11 protein-coding genes are annotated in these 14,325 nt (G+C 38.4%); 5 read left to right on the plus strand and 6 right to left on the minus strand.

Going from position 1 to position 14,325, the window contains the following annotated elements:
* Nucleotides 1–3: 3 nt before the first annotated feature.
* The 4 genes from HC728_RS15665 to HC728_RS15680 form a co-directional block, all read right to left on the minus strand.
* Nucleotides 4–3,123: an efflux RND transporter permease subunit gene (locus HC728_RS15665; protein ID WP_065604572.1), complete on the minus strand. Its 3,120-nt coding sequence runs from the start codon at nucleotides 3,121–3,123 to the stop codon at nucleotides 4–6.
* Nucleotides 3,120–4,589 carry an efflux RND transporter periplasmic adaptor subunit gene (locus tag HC728_RS15670; protein WP_065604571.1) on the minus strand — a complete coding sequence of 490 codons (1,470 nt, stop codon included), beginning with the start codon at nucleotides 4,587–4,589 and terminating at the stop codon, nucleotides 3,120–3,122. Before HC728_RS15670 ends, HC728_RS15665 begins: the two co-directional genes overlap by 4 nt.
* 10 nt (nucleotides 4,590–4,599) lie before the next feature.
* The gene (locus tag HC728_RS15675) at nucleotides 4,600–5,934 is read right to left on the minus strand and encodes a TolC family protein (protein WP_190395732.1); all 1,335 of its coding nucleotides are present in this window, start codon (nucleotides 5,932–5,934) and stop codon (nucleotides 4,600–4,602) included.
* A gap of 112 nt (nucleotides 5,935–6,046) precedes the next feature.
* Nucleotides 6,047–6,436, minus strand: coding sequence for a hypothetical protein (locus tag HC728_RS15680; protein ID WP_017018689.1), 390 nt, complete (start codon nucleotides 6,434–6,436; stop codon nucleotides 6,047–6,049).
* Nucleotides 6,437–6,659: 223 nt separating this feature from the next.
* On the opposite strand from HC728_RS15680, the gene HC728_RS15685 reads away from it, so the two are divergent.
* On the plus strand, nucleotides 6,660–7,685 hold the full coding sequence (locus HC728_RS15685) for an acyltransferase (protein WP_190395733.1): 1,026 nt from the start codon (nucleotides 6,660–6,662) through the stop codon (nucleotides 7,683–7,685).
* A 56-nt stretch (nucleotides 7,686–7,741) separates the two neighbouring features.
* Here the strand turns inward: HC728_RS15685 and HC728_RS15690 are convergent, their stop codons facing one another.
* Nucleotides 7,742–8,587, minus strand: coding sequence for an alpha/beta hydrolase (locus HC728_RS15690; protein WP_190395734.1), 846 nt, complete (start codon nucleotides 8,585–8,587; stop codon nucleotides 7,742–7,744).
* A 210-nt stretch (nucleotides 8,588–8,797) separates the two neighbouring features.
* Here HC728_RS15690 and HC728_RS15695 point away from each other — a divergent pair, with 210 nt between their 5' ends.
* Nucleotides 8,798–9,982, plus strand: coding sequence for an NnrS family protein (locus tag HC728_RS15695; RefSeq protein ID WP_065597546.1), 1,185 nt, complete (start codon nucleotides 8,798–8,800; stop codon nucleotides 9,980–9,982).
* 155 nt (nucleotides 9,983–10,137) lie between these two features.
* Nucleotides 10,138–11,595, plus strand: coding sequence for an N-acetylglucosamine-specific PTS transporter subunit IIBC (gene nagE / locus HC728_RS15700; protein WP_190395735.1), 1,458 nt, complete (start codon nucleotides 10,138–10,140; stop codon nucleotides 11,593–11,595).
* A gap of 74 nt (nucleotides 11,596–11,669) precedes the next feature.
* Here nagE and HC728_RS15705 read toward each other — a convergent pair whose 3' ends face one another.
* Nucleotides 11,670–12,071, minus strand: a complete 402-nt coding sequence (locus tag HC728_RS15705) for a hypothetical protein (RefSeq protein WP_065597547.1) — start codon at nucleotides 12,069–12,071, stop codon at nucleotides 11,670–11,672.
* A gap of 245 nt (nucleotides 12,072–12,316) precedes the next feature.
* Here HC728_RS15705 and HC728_RS15710 point away from each other — a divergent pair, with 245 nt between their 5' ends.
* Both HC728_RS15710 and HC728_RS15715 read left to right on the plus strand, forming a co-directional pair.
* Complete coding sequence (locus HC728_RS15710) at nucleotides 12,317–12,994, plus strand: response regulator transcription factor (RefSeq protein WP_065597548.1); 678 nt, start codon at nucleotides 12,317–12,319, stop codon at nucleotides 12,992–12,994.
* Complete coding sequence (locus HC728_RS15715) at nucleotides 12,975–14,324, plus strand: HAMP domain-containing sensor histidine kinase (RefSeq protein WP_017018696.1); 1,350 nt, start codon at nucleotides 12,975–12,977, stop codon at nucleotides 14,322–14,324. Before HC728_RS15710 ends, HC728_RS15715 begins: the two co-directional genes overlap by 20 nt.
* Nucleotide 14,325: the final 1 nt, after the last annotated feature.

The raw sequence follows: 14,325 nt of genomic DNA on the forward strand, positions 1-14,325 counted from the left end.
ACCTTATTTACACTGCGATTGTTTCCATAATTTAAATACCGCGGGCAATACAAGTAGCGTTAATAATAAAGCTGACGCCATTCCACCAATCATAGGAGCGGCTATTCGTTGCATCACTTCAGAACCTGTGCCTGAGCCATACATAATTGGGATTAAACCTATAATCACGGTTAGTACCGTCATCATCACAGGACGAACACGTAAACCAGCGCCATCTTCAATCGCATGAGTTAAATCTTGTTGAGTTAATACATTGTTTTGCTCTTGTGCTGTAAGCTGTTTTTCATGCCATGCCTGATTCAAATAAACCAACATGATCACACCTATTTCGACAGCAACACCCGCTAATGCAATAAAGCCAACACCCACTGCTATCGAAAAGTTAAAATTAAGTAAGTGCATTAACCAGAGACCACCAACCATAGCTAACGGTAATGTCCCCATGATAATTAACACTTCACCAAATCGTCTAAAGCTCAAATATAAAAGCAACATAATGATACCAATCGTAATTGGGACAACTGTGGTTAGACGGTCTTTAGCACGTTCCATATACTCATATTGCCCTGACCACCCCAACGAATAACCAGCAGGAAGATTCAGTTGGTCATGTACTGCTTGCTGTGCTTCATGAACATATGAACCAAGATCCCTTCCATCAATATCAACAAATACCCAGCCATTTGGACGTGCATTTTCAGTTTTGATCATAGGTGGCCCATCTTCATAACGGATCTCCGCTACATCACCCAGAGCAATTCGAGCACCACTCGATGTGATAAGAGGCAAGTTTTGTAATTTAACGACTGAGTCTCGATACGATTGCGGGTACCGAACGTTAATTGGATAACGCTCTAGACCCTCAATGGTTTCACCAACATTCATTCCACCAACGGCTGTTGATATAACCTGCTGAATATCCTTAATATTTAGTCCATATCGGGCAGCTTGACGGCGTTTAATATCAATCGTGACATAGCGACCACCAGCAACCCGTTCAGCATAAACAGAAGTCGTTCCTTGGATATTGTTTAAAATCGGTTCTAACTCAGCACCTATCTTTTCAATAACGTTAAGATCTGGTCCTGCTACTTTTATTCCAATTGGTGTTTTAATCCCTGTCGCCAACATATCGATACGAGTTTTAATCGGCATTACCCATGCGTTTGTAATTCCGGGAAATTGAATCAGTTGGTCTAGCTCGTTTTTAATTGATTCAGTTGTGACGCCGTCACGCCATTCATTTTTAGGTTTGAACTGAATCACCGTTTCAATCATCGTTAAAGGTGCTGGATCCGTTGCCGTCTCTGCTCGACCTATTTTTCCCCAGACCGTGTCTACCTCTGGTACAGTTTTAATTAACTTATTGGTTTGCTGTAATAATTCACGCGCTTTACCAATAGAGATGCCAGGATACGTCGTTGGCATATACATTAAATCCCCTTCATCTAACGGAGGAATAAATTCACTTCCCATCTTAGTTATTGGGTAATAAGCGGAGCCCATCAATACCATAGCAACAAGTAACATCGTTTTAGGGAAACGCAAGCTCACATTAAGTAACGGTCGATATAATGAAACCAATGTTTTATTAATTGGGTTCTTATGCTCAGGTAAGATCTTTCCTCGTACAAAATAACCCATTAATACGGGTACCAACGTAATAGCTAAGCCAGCAGATGCCGCCATCGCAAAGGTTTTAGTAAAGGCTAACGGAGAAAACATTTTCCCTTCTTGCCCTTCAAGAGCAAATACAGGTACAAAGCTTAACGTTATGATAAGTAATGAGAAAAATAATGGAGGCCCGACTTCTTCTGCCGCTTTACCAATCACTTGCCAACGGTTTTTATCCGTTAATGGGGTTTTCTCTATATGCTTATGAACGTTTTCGATCATTACGATCGCGCCGTCCACCATTGCGCCTATGGCTATCGCAATACCACCTAAAGACATGATATTGGCGTTAATACCTTGCCAATGCATTACGATAAAAGCACTCAAGATTCCAACGGGTAAACTTAATGCGATGACCAATGAAGAACGTATATGAAATAGAAACAGAGCACAAACAATAGCAACAACAATGAACTCTTCAGCTAATTTCTCCCACAGGTTCTTCACGGCGTGATCGATTAATGTTGAGCGATCATAAGTGGCTTTTATTTCAACGCCATCTGGTAAACCCTTTTGAAGTTGAGTTAACTTTTCTTTCACGTTAGCAATAACTTCGCTGGCGTTCTCACCAAATCGCATCACAATCACACCACCAACGGCTTCCCCCTCTCCATTAAACTCAGAGATCCCTCGGCGCATTTGTGGGCCCAAATTAATATCAGCAATATCACCTAATAACAGTGGCGTACCTTTATCTGTTACTTTTAGTGGTAAGGATTGAATATCTTCAATACTGCTTAAGTAACCTGATGTACGTACCATATGTTCAGCTTCTGCAATCTCAACAACAGACGCGCCAGCTTCTTGATTTCCCTCTTTGATGGCTTTATTAACCTGCTGTAAGGTTAAGTTATAGGCTCTCAACTTATCAGGATCAATTTCAACCTGATATTGCTTTACCATTCCGCCTACCGTAGCGACTTCCGATACACCATCAACCGTTTGCAATTCATATTTTAAAAACCAATCTTGCAAACTGCGCAGTTCAGCAAGATCATGCTGACCGGTTTTGTCTTGTAATACATAGCTGTACACCCAACCAACACCGGTTGCATCTGGACCTAATGTGGGTTTTGCTTCTGCTGGTAACTTAGGCGCAACTTGACTTAAATACTCTAAAACACGCGAACGTGCCCAGTACATATCAGTATCATCATTAAAAATGATATATACATAAGAATCGCCAAAGAATGAATAACCTCGAACGGTCTCAGCTCCTGGGACGGCTAACATGGCAGTCGTTAAAGGATAAGTAACCTGATCTTCCACCACTTGTGGTGCTTGTCCTGGGTAACTTGTTTTGATGATCACTTGAACATCTGAAAGATCCGGCAAAGCATCAACAGGCGTATTCTTTACACTGTAAATTCCTGCAACAACAAGAGCAAAAGTAGCAACTAAAACTAAAAATCGATTTTTAATAGACCAACGTATAATTGCGGGGATCATAATGCTTCCCCTTCTTTTTCTATCTCAAGTAGTTGATATTCATCATTTATCTTTTGAACTAGAAACTGAACCGCTTCACCTTCACGAAAAGAAGTTAAATCAATCTCCTTATCAACCGAAAAATTCATTTCCCCAGCTTTCCAATCCCATTGTGAAACGGCTTTATGTTCAAAAGTCACCATTCCAAAATCAGCCATTAACATAGTGATATCACCCGATATCCAAATACTGTTTTCAGGGCCATTAATACGGCTTAATTCGGCGGTTTTGCTTGACTCAGAATCCAATAAAAATTGAGCTGATGTAACTACTTTATCGTTTTCTTTCAAACCTTTAACGACTTCTGTCTTACTGCCAGCTTCTCGCCCGACCACGATTCGAGCAGAGCGATATTTACCATTTCCCTCATCTAATACAACGCGTGTCATACCACCCGCACGAATAACAGACTGACGTGGAATAGTTAACACTTCCTCTTTGGTTTTAGGCTGTATAGTTATATTAGCGAACATATTTGGCTTTAATGCACCATTTTGATTATCAAACTTCAAGCGCATACGCATAGTACGAGTTTTTGGATCTAGAATGGGATAAACATAGTCCACTTCACCTTCCCATGTTTTTCCAGGAACCGCATCCAGTGTCATTACTGCTTTATTACCTGAAGATAACCAATGAGCTTGACGTTCAAATACTTCGGCATCAACCCATACGTCCTCTAATGGGCCAGCGGTTATTACGATTTGTGAAGGTGATAGATACCCTCCTTCACGAATATTAAGACTCGCGATTACACCATTTGAAGTTGCTTTTATCTCTATGTTTTTATTGGCTTTACCTGTTCTAACAATAGAGTTAATTTGGACTTTATCAACACCTAATGAATACAAACGTTCTCGCGCACCTTTTACCAAACCTTTACGACCTGTTCGATAGGCATTCAACAACTCTTCTTGTGCTTTAACTAACTCCGGTGAATAAAGTGTAAATAGTACATCACCTTTATTTACCCGCTCGCCAATCGCGTTGATATTCAGTTTCTCAACCCAACCCGCCGCTCGTACGTTGACTTGCCATAATTTACTTTCATCGAAAGCAATGTAACCAACGGTATCGATATTTGGTGAAAGAATAGTTTTTTCTACGAATGCGCTTTTCACTCCGAGATTATTAACTACGCTTGGGTCAATCGTAACGGCCCCTACCGCTGCTTTCTCACCTTGAGTATCATCCGCATACACTGGAACTAAATCCATGCCCATTGGTGATTTACCCGGTTGATCACGACGATAGTTTGCATCCATTGGAGCAACCCAATATAAAGGTTCGTTATTCGAACTGACTGAGGCACTATCAGCATTCATCGATACCATATTCATTGAATGTGCTGAATATAAGTTCATACTTCCAGCACCAATAGCACCGCCAATAACCACTGATAGTACGGCAATTTTTAATGACTTCATGTTTTATTCCTTAATACTTAGACGGCGACAATTGCGGGGCAGATACGTGATAATTAAAACCGTTTAGATAAAAAGCTAACTTACTTTTTGTTTTATCTAAATCACTCATTAACCGTTGTTTTTCTAACTCTAAGCTCAGCTCATCATTAGAGGCTAAAATGACATCGTTAAATTGTGCGGTATTATTTTCATAGCCACGCTCAACCGCTTTTGTTCTCTCCTTTGATTGAGGCAGTAACGTTTCGTCATAGCGAGTAAGACGCTGCTCTAGATTGCTTTTATCCACTAATAATGCATTCACTTTCGCATTCATTTGACGCAATAACACATCACGCTGTGATTTCGCAGATCCCACTTGATACTGAGCAGCTGCATAATTTTGATCTTGTCGTTTGTCTGTAAATAAGGGAATGTCCATGGTGACATAAGCGCTAACTAAATCTGATGCAGGTTGACCTCCCATACCATTAGCTTGACGATAGGCATACATCACTTCTACACCGAACTGAGGCGAATAAGATTCATCAGCAATATCCACTTTAGTTTTCGTTGCAACAATGGCCAATTCGCTCATTTTTATGGTTGGATTGATTTTTAATAATTCATAAAAATCAGTAGCATTATGTGTATTTGTCGCTAGAATTTGCTCTAAATAATCCCATTTAAGTGGTTTAATTTTATCTAACTGTTGTTGTGATAAATTCGGTAACCATTCCGTTAACTGTGCATAAATTCGCTCTTGAGATTGCTTGTTGGTTTGCACTTTTTCATCTAAGCGAGTGAGTTGCAATTGCGCTTGCAATAAATCTTGGCTCTCACTTTTACCAATGGAGTAATTGGTACTAATATAAGATTCCATCTCACTCAGCAAACGACGATTTTCATGCAAGATCACTTCTGCTTTTTGTAAAAAACTAAGTTCAATCCATAACTGACTAATCGCATTGGCAACTTCTAGTTCACGAACTTGCACTTGCATCGCTAATACATCCGCTTGTTGCCCCATTTGTTTTTGCTGTAAATCCAAACTCGAGCCACGACCAAATTTCTGCATTAATCCTACAGATATATTCGTCATTGGATCTTCATCAAACTTAAAGCTATCAACAGGTAAACCGCCAAATCCTACTTTTAATGTTGGATCAGCCAATGTTGAGCTCGCAATACCTGTCGCTCGCATCGCTTGAGATTGTTCATATATTTGCTCTCTTCTCGCATCAGAGGATAACGCTTGCTCAATTAGTTGTGTTAACTGGTTTTCCGCCATCACTTGATGAGATAACACCACTGAAATAGCAGAAACCAACCACGCTTTTTTAAAACGTATAAGTCGTAATTTTTTCATGAGTTTATTCCAATAATGACGCGATCTAATAAACAGATCATCGCCATAATTAAACCGATAAATAGAGATAAAAAACTATTTAGCTAATTGATTTAATAAGTTTTTACTGGAATTAAAGAATTGGAGGTCGAAATAAAGAAGAAGAAATAAATGAACGAGGTTGCTCATTGTATTGAGGATAGTGAACTGCTGATGATGTTGAGTTTATATAAGCATATAAATTTGAAGGTAAAGCGAAAACGGAAGCAATACAAACCGTCTTACAACAAGTTTCCCCTTTATCTGAACAATGATGATCAGAATTCATTGTCATCGTGTTCATATTACACTCTGTAGTGTCACTTTGTGTTGAATGACAATCTGACGCCATCATCTCTTGATGTTGTGCCATATTCATCTTCATCACTTCCATTTTCATCGGGTAGCTATAAGCAACACTTGATAGCACTAATGCCATCAGCGTAACGCTCGTCACTAACCATTTAGAAAAAGAAGTAATCACAAATAAACACTCAATATTACAGATTTAAGTTAATACTAAAGCTTCCACTTAGGGCAAGGTCAATGCGTTTATCAAATAAATTCATTTTTAAAAGTAAAGGTTATATGTGAAAGCAATCTCAATTTCGTAAACATCTTCCGCTCAACCTCTACAAAATTAATCTATCTCATATTTTATTAAAAAACAGATTGGTAGATTGTCGAAAAATTTAATGGTATTCATAATGGAAAATACAAATAAAATCGCTAGCTTAGAGTTAGGACGCCTTCTTGCTATGTTCGCGATCATCGCTTTACACTCACAAGCTTTCATGACTTATCTGCTAATGGATGATTTCCCAGTTTTCGGCAATATATTTAACCAGCTAACCCGTTTTGCGGTTCCTTTCTTTTTCATTTTATCTGGTTATTTTATTCAACCTAAATTAACGCATACTCCTTTAAAAACGATCCAATCTTACTGTGCTCCTTTATTTAAAATATGGATAGTATGGAGCGTGTTAAGTTTAGCTTTGCCTTTTCATTGGAGAAAAGTCGCTGAAAATGGGTATCTAGCAGAGCGCACGGGGTACTGGAATTGGTTAACACAGAACCCATTAAACGCTTTATTTGAAGGTGGCATGGTGCATTTATGGTTTATCCCTGCACTCATTATCGCCGTTTCAATTATTGGATTATTAATTCACTTTAAAAAAACGACATGGCTTGTTCCTGTCGCTGTGATCTTATATGTATACGGCCTCGCAGGCGGTAGCTATCAAACACTCACTGAAGTTTGGACTCCATTTTTTACTCGAAATGGCCCTTTCTTTAGTACCTTAATGGTGGTCATCGGATTTGAATTACGAAGAAGAGAGATTACGCTTTCATCAACTAACGCTTTGATTTTATTATTGGTTGGTTTTGCTATTCATTTTAGTGAGGCGTATTGGTTAACTCAGTTTGATGTACCTTTTAACTTGCATGACTTTTTAATTGGCACTCCATTAATGGGAATTGGCGTGTTTTTTCTTTTGTTATCTAAACCACGACTTGGCCATCACCCTATCACTTTCACGTTAAGTAAACATGTTCTTGGCATTTACGTCTGCCATTTGCTATTTGTGGTTGTGTTCTTAAATATTACCGCAATGATGGGAATAACATTGGCAATGCGAGATTTTGTTATTGTATTTGGTACAGCAACCGTATCTACATTATTTGTTTTAATCATGGATAAAACACCGTTTAAACGAGTTTTATTCAGATAATAAAAAAGCCGATGCATAACTTTAATTCTATGCATCGGCTTCACATCTCTTTATTATCACCTTAACGCATCAAAGGCTTTTTTAGCCTCATCACTTGCCATTACACGCCCATGACCCAAACCTGTTGTTGGATATAAAGTGACTTGTTCAATTTGATCCGATGCCGCTTTTGAAAGCTCAAAGCTGGTAAAGCGGTCTTCTTTATCATGTACGATTATCGTCTGAGTTTTTCTTTGTTGTAACCGTTGATATGGGTTAAAACTATCGATGGTTCTCTGATATTGAGCCTCAATATCTCCAACAATGGCTGTAAACAATTTCATTGAGTAACCTGAACGCTCAATGCTATTAAACAAATTCTCTGTATAGTTCAAAACGGGGGCAATCAAAAGCAAAGGCGTTTTGTCTAATTTATGATGGTGACACTCTAGCACTGCTGCCGTTCCCATACTATGAGCCACCACACCAACAACCTCATCACAAAAATCCAAAACAGTATTTAAACCTTCAATGAATGCAGGTAAGTGAGCATGCTTTCCCTCACTCTCACCATGTGCTGGATGATCAAAAGCAACGGCGGTAAAACCTTGAGAAGCGATGTGTTCCATTAATGGATAGAATTGACTCGAATTTCCCGACCAACCGTGGGCCAATACCCAAGTAGAACCAGAACCAAATTGATAAAGACTAAGCTCACCTTCGGATGAACTCAACTTACTCTTTATTAACCCTTTAGGCTCTGAGTTTTTTGGTTTGGTTCTTACTGGGGTTAATAGTAATTTACGACCCATTTTCTTCGCGTGACTTGGGATCAATAAATGATGCAAACGCGTTACTGCATTTAAAGTACTACGCTTGAAGCTAAACTTGTTCTCTGTATCAAAATAAATCTTTTGGCTCATACATTAATCCATTTACCGTTTTTATGAATTCATCTTAACTTATGACTCATTAATGTCGAGTTATTGTTCTAATTTATTAACAATAAAACAACAATCATAAAAGCACTCAATAGACGCATCTACCTCAACCTTAAACATGCATAAAAAATACATGTTATTATTTTACCTTTGCGTTATACTTGTTTTGTCACTAAAAATTGAGAAAAAATTATGATAAATATTACTGATAAAGCCGTTGAAGAGAAGATCCCACCAATCTTACGCTTAGGCTTTCGTCCTTTCTTTTTGCTCGGTAGCATTTATGCCATTATCGCCGTTGTAATTTGGGTTTGGGCTTTCCAAACGGGTCAACCGGCTTACCTACAAGTTCCTGCACTATGGTGGCATGTTCACGAAATGCTGTTTGGGTTTTCAATGGCTATCGTTGCTGGCTTTGTTTTAAGTGCGGTTCAAAACTGGACAGGAGTTAAAGGTACATCAGATAAACGTCTTGGATTCATTGTTTTATTATGGTTATTGCCAAGAATTTTATTTTGGACACCCACTCCACTCTGGCTAACATCAAGCATAGAGGCACTATTTATACTCGCTATTGCTTATGAAGTAGGTTTTCGCGTAATCAAAACTAAGGGAGTGAGAAACTTCTTTTTTATTCCATTATTTTTAGTTGCTATCGCTGCCAATTTCGCAAGCTACGCAACGATTAAAGGGATGCCTCCTTTTACCTCTGCTGCAGTTTGGGAATCTATGCTTTGGTGGTTTACTCTATTACTTTCCGTGATGGGTGCTCGTGTCATTCCTTTTTTTACAGCTCGTCGCTTTCAGTTTGAAAAGGCACAACCAATTATTTGGTTAGATGCGTTATGTAATATCCCATTAGCTATGCTGTTTATTTTGAGCTTTTTCCCTCTAACCTCAGAACAAGTAAGCCCATATTTGATGGTTATTACTGGCGTTGCTCAGTTAATCAGAATGTTCCGTTGGAAAGGATATAAAACGCTAAGTGAACCGTTAGTTTGGTCTCTTCATGCCGGTTATTTATGTATCCCATTAAGTTTATTGTTACGCGGTTTAAGTACTGATTACTTTATTTCTCATACAGGAATACACTTATTTGCTATCGGCGCACTAGGTGGTGTCATTCTTGCTATGATTGCTCGAGTTACTATGGGGCACACGGGTCGTGAGATCTACAAAGGCCCATCAATGTGGATCGCATATAGTGCCATTATCCTAGCGGCATTTATCCGTTCATTTGGGGTCATTTTATTTCCTGAATTTATGCTGGATATGATCAATGTTACTGCTGTGCTTTGGACGATTGCATTTGGTTTATTCATTTGGCATTTTGCACCTATGCTATGGTCAAAACGTGTAGATGGTCATCCAGGTTAATTTCCATCTCGAATTAATTAGATCTCACTCACAATTTGGTTCTTAAAGTGCCAACATTAACTATAGTTAATGTTGGCACAATCTTTTGTTAATCCACCCTTTTGTATTCTTCTCTTAATTTAAAAAATAACAGATTAATTTTTGAGGAATACGATATGAGTGTATTAGGTTACATGCAAAAAGTCGGTAAAGCGTTGATGGTTCCCGTCGCTACGCTTCCTGCTGCTGCAATATTAATGGGTGTTGGTTACTGGATGGATCCAACTGGTTGGGGTGCAAACAGTGTTTTTGCTGCTTTCTTAATCAAATCAGGTGGTGCCATTATTGATGTAATGCCAATGCTTTTTGCTATTGGTGTAGCATTTGGTTTAAGTAAAGATAAAAACGGTTCTGCAGCATTAGCTGGTTTCATTTGTTTCACCGTAGTAACAACCCTTCTATCTCCTGCTGTAGTAGCTCAACTTGAAAACATTCCATTAGATCAAGTCCCTGCTGCATTTGGTAAAATCAATAACCAATTCGTTGGTATTATCGTTGGTATTATTTCCGCTGAAATTTACAATAAATACTCAACGGTTGAATTACCTAAAGCATTAGCTTTCTTCAGTGGTAAACGTCTGGTTCCGATCCTTACTTCAATTGCAGGTATGGCTCTTTCATTCATTCTTTTGTACGTATGGCCTGCTATTTTTGATGCATTAATTGCTTTTGGTACACAACTTCAATCTATGGGAGCTGTTGGCGCTGGTCTATTTGGTTTCTTTAACCGTTTAATGCTAACGGTTGGTATGCACCATGCACTTTACCCTGTATTCTGGTTTGATGTTGTTGGTATTAACGATATTCCAAACTTCTTAGGTGGCGCACAGTCTATTGCTAATGGCACTGGTATTCCTGGTCAAACAGGTATGTACCAAGCAGGCTTCTTCCCTATCATGATGTTTGGTCTTCCAGGCGCTGCACTTGCTATTTATCACTGTGCAGAGAAACGTAACAAAGCCGCTGTATTCTCTATTATGCTTGCAGCTGCAATGGCTTCATTCTTTACTGGTATCACTGAACCACTAGAATTCAGCTTCATGTTCCTTGCTCCATGGTTATACTTAATTCATGCTATTTTAACAGGTATCTCTCTATTCATTGCAGCAAGCATGGAATGGATGGCAGGCTTTGGTTTCTCTGCTGGTCTTGTTGACTTTGTTCTTTCAAGTCAAAACCCACTAGCTGTGAAATGGTACATGTTGATCCCACAAGGTCTTGTATTCTTTGTTCTTTACTACACTATCTTTAGATTTGCGATTAAGAAGTTTAACTTCCTAACTCCGGGTCGTGGCGAAGACATGAACAAAGATGAGCAAGAAGAAAACATCACTGAAGTAACAAAAGCGTATATCGAAGCGATTGGTGGTGCAGATAACATCGTTGAAGTAGATAACTGTATTACTCGCTTACGCTTAACAGTTAAAGATTCAGCTCTTGCTGATAGTGCAAAATTAAAAGCTCTTGGCGCAGCTGGTGTTGTACCAATGGGTAAAGGTGGTTTACAAGTCATTATTGGCTTAGGAAAAGTAGACAAAGTTGCTGCAGAAATGAAATCAATTTTGAACGCTTAACTTCATAATATTCGTACCAGATATTATGTTGTAAACTCAGAGCCTTAATGTTCCCCCGTTAAGGCTCTTTATCTTTACAATGCAATCTGATGTTTCCGCCAGTCAAAGCCCTCTTCAATAGCAAGTAACATGGCTTGATAGGCTTCAGCTTCATTTACTCCATTACCGTAAATTCCACAGTTTTGACATTCGTATCTAAATAGTTCACTCGTAAAATGGTAGATATTTAATTCTGTCTCATTACAGTGTGGGCATACTTCTATTCTCGATAAAAACTCAAGCTTCAATTCTCTTTGCTCTCGTTCTTCTTGTTCGATTAATGCCTGACTCGCTTCTTCTAGCGTGACTATTTCTGTTACCACTTCATCACTAGATTCTTGTTGCTCACGAAAATATTGAGCTAATTCAAAATTAAATTGCTTTCCAACCCCATTTCTCGGATTCTCTTCAGGAAAATCGTCAAAATAATTACTCATATTACTTCTCCACCACTATTATAAGATTTTTATTTTCAACTTACTCAATAGCCGTAGAATTTATAAACAATCGATTATTATTGCACCAGAGTTAAATCTTCAATTTTGCTTAAATTTACGCAAAAATAAAGATTGATATTTTTATTCATCAAAAAGAATTGAGAGTTATTCCATAGATCCCCCCATATTCATGATTCAATGACTTTTTCTTGTTATAATAAAATTTCTTAATGAGAGAGTTATGTATGAAAATATTGGTTATTGAAGACGACCAAACAACCCGAGATTTTGTAACAAAAGCACTAGAGCAAGAAGGGTTTATTACTGATAGCACCGAAGATGGAAAAGAAGGCTTAATGATGGCAATTAGCTGCGAATACCAGCTGATTATTCTTGACCGTATGCTCCCGAATCTTGATGGATTAAAAATCTTATCGGCAATTCGTGCCACTGGTAACAATACACCTGTACTTATTCTAAGTGCTTTAGATAGCGTAGATCAGAGAGTTGAAGGCCTTACCGCCGGCAGTGACGATTACTTAACTAAACCTTTCGCTTTAGCTGAATTATTAGCTCGTATTAATATTATATTACGTCGAAATAGACCCGTCGAAAGTGCATCAAACGAGTTAAAAATTAAGAATCTAAACATTAATTTACGTTCACAAAAAGTGACCATCAACGACACTATTGTTCCATTACAAAATAAAGAGTTTATTTTATTACGTTATCTTGCTGAAAATGCGGATGAAGTGGTTTCTCGAATGCGATTATTTGAGGCCGCATGGGATTATCATTTTGATCCAAAAACCAATGTTATTGATGTTCATATTGCTAAATTACGCAAAAAATTGGATAATTCAGGAGCAGTAAACCTAATAGAAACGGTACGTGGAGCTGGTTATGTTCTTAGAACAACGTGATGAGCTTTATCGTTCCTCCATTTTAAAATTATTAATATGGTTTGCTATCGGATTATTCTTAGTGATGGGGTTGATTATTTACCAACTCTATTCAACTTCTGTTCAATTATATAACCACAATTTGGATGAATGGCTTAGAGCTGAAACCGCGCAACTACAAGCGATTGTAGATACGGAAGGCGTTGATGGTATTCAACAAAACATCAATAGTACCCAAGGTGATAACCGATATATTTATCAACTTGTTCATCATGCATCACCGACACCAACCAATACTGCAACCACAGCCTACCCAGTTATTGCACAAATAAAACAATCTTCAAATAACACTGGGTTACCTGATATGCGAGCCACTAAAATAACCCTTCCAGATGGTTCTGAACTGATGGTAGGGATTGATCAAAATCGCTATCAGAGCTTTAAAAAACAATTGGATTCATCGGTGATTTGGGGGACATTTTTTCCTTTCATTGCATTGTGTTTGATCGCAATTCTCATTGCTCTCTACATTCTAAAGCGTCTTAATCTTGTTAATGCGACGATGAATCGAGTCATGCTTGGTGAACGTAATGTACGATTAAAAGTCGGCCCAGACATGAACGAATTCGATTTGTTAGCCCTTCATTTGAATTCTATGCTTGAACAGATGGAGCAAAGTGAGTCTAAATTAAAATCACTAACTGTCGATATTGCTCATGACCTCAGAACGCCTATGGGGCGAATTAAATTAAGAATAGAAGATTTGCTCTATGACGAATCTCTTTCTCAACAACACACCGAACAACTAGATAATATACAGTCTGACTTTTCTTTATTACTTGAAACCTTTAATGGCATGATGGAGCTATATCATCTTGAGAATGGAGGCACTCCTATCAATAAAGAGATGTGCGATTTAAGTAAAATTGTACGTGATGCCATTGAATTTGCCGAACCTACAGTAGCAGATAAAAAACAAACACTTCATTTCACAGAAGAGATGCCCTGTTTACTTTACGCTAACCCTAGCCTTATTTTCCGTGCCGTATTCAATATTATTGATAATGCCATTAAGTACACTCATGAAGGTGGCGTTATCGAAGTGATTGTCGATTGTTTTGGTGTGGTTGTTGCTGATAACGGTAGAGGTATTAAACCAGAAGATAGGGAGCGCGCATTAGGTCAACTAGTTAGATTAGACCCGAGTCGCACTCAACACGGTTTTGGTTTAGGGCTTGCCTTAGTTAATACGGTAATGAAGCTACATGATGGGCAGATCAGCTTAAGTGATAATTATCCAGGACTAAGAGCACGATTGTTGTTTCAAGAGAAATTAGCTTCTGAGCTATAAC

Source organism: Aliivibrio sp. S10_S31, from assembly GCF_014694495.1.
Lineage (GTDB): Bacteria > Pseudomonadota > Gammaproteobacteria > Enterobacterales > Vibrionaceae > Aliivibrio > Aliivibrio fischeri.

Coding starts and splice junctions, on each gene's coding strand:
- HC728_RS15665 (WP_065604572.1), bottom strand. CDS start 3,123: ATGATCCCCGCAATTATACGTTGGTCTATTAAAAATCGATTTTTAGTT.
- HC728_RS15670 (WP_065604571.1), bottom strand. CDS start 4,589: ATGAAGTCATTAAAAATTGCCGTACTATCAGTGGTTATTGGCGGTGCT.
- HC728_RS15675 (WP_190395732.1), bottom strand. CDS start 5,934: ATGAAAAAATTACGACTTATACGTTTTAAAAAAGCGTGGTTGGTTTCT.
- HC728_RS15685 (WP_190395733.1), top strand. CDS start 6,660: ATGGAAAATACAAATAAAATCGCTAGCTTAGAGTTAGGACGCCTTCTT.
- HC728_RS15690 (WP_190395734.1), bottom strand. CDS start 8,587: ATGAGCCAAAAGATTTATTTTGATACAGAGAACAAGTTTAGCTTCAAG.
- HC728_RS15695 (WP_065597546.1), top strand. CDS start 8,798: ATGATAAATATTACTGATAAAGCCGTTGAAGAGAAGATCCCACCAATC.
- nagE (WP_190395735.1), top strand. CDS start 10,138: ATGAGTGTATTAGGTTACATGCAAAAAGTCGGTAAAGCGTTGATGGTT.
- HC728_RS15705 (WP_065597547.1), bottom strand. CDS start 12,071: ATGAGTAATTATTTTGACGATTTTCCTGAAGAGAATCCGAGAAATGGG.
- HC728_RS15710 (WP_065597548.1), top strand. CDS start 12,317: ATGAAAATATTGGTTATTGAAGACGACCAAACAACCCGAGATTTTGTA.
- HC728_RS15715 (WP_017018696.1), top strand. CDS start 12,975: ATGTTCTTAGAACAACGTGATGAGCTTTATCGTTCCTCCATTTTAAAA.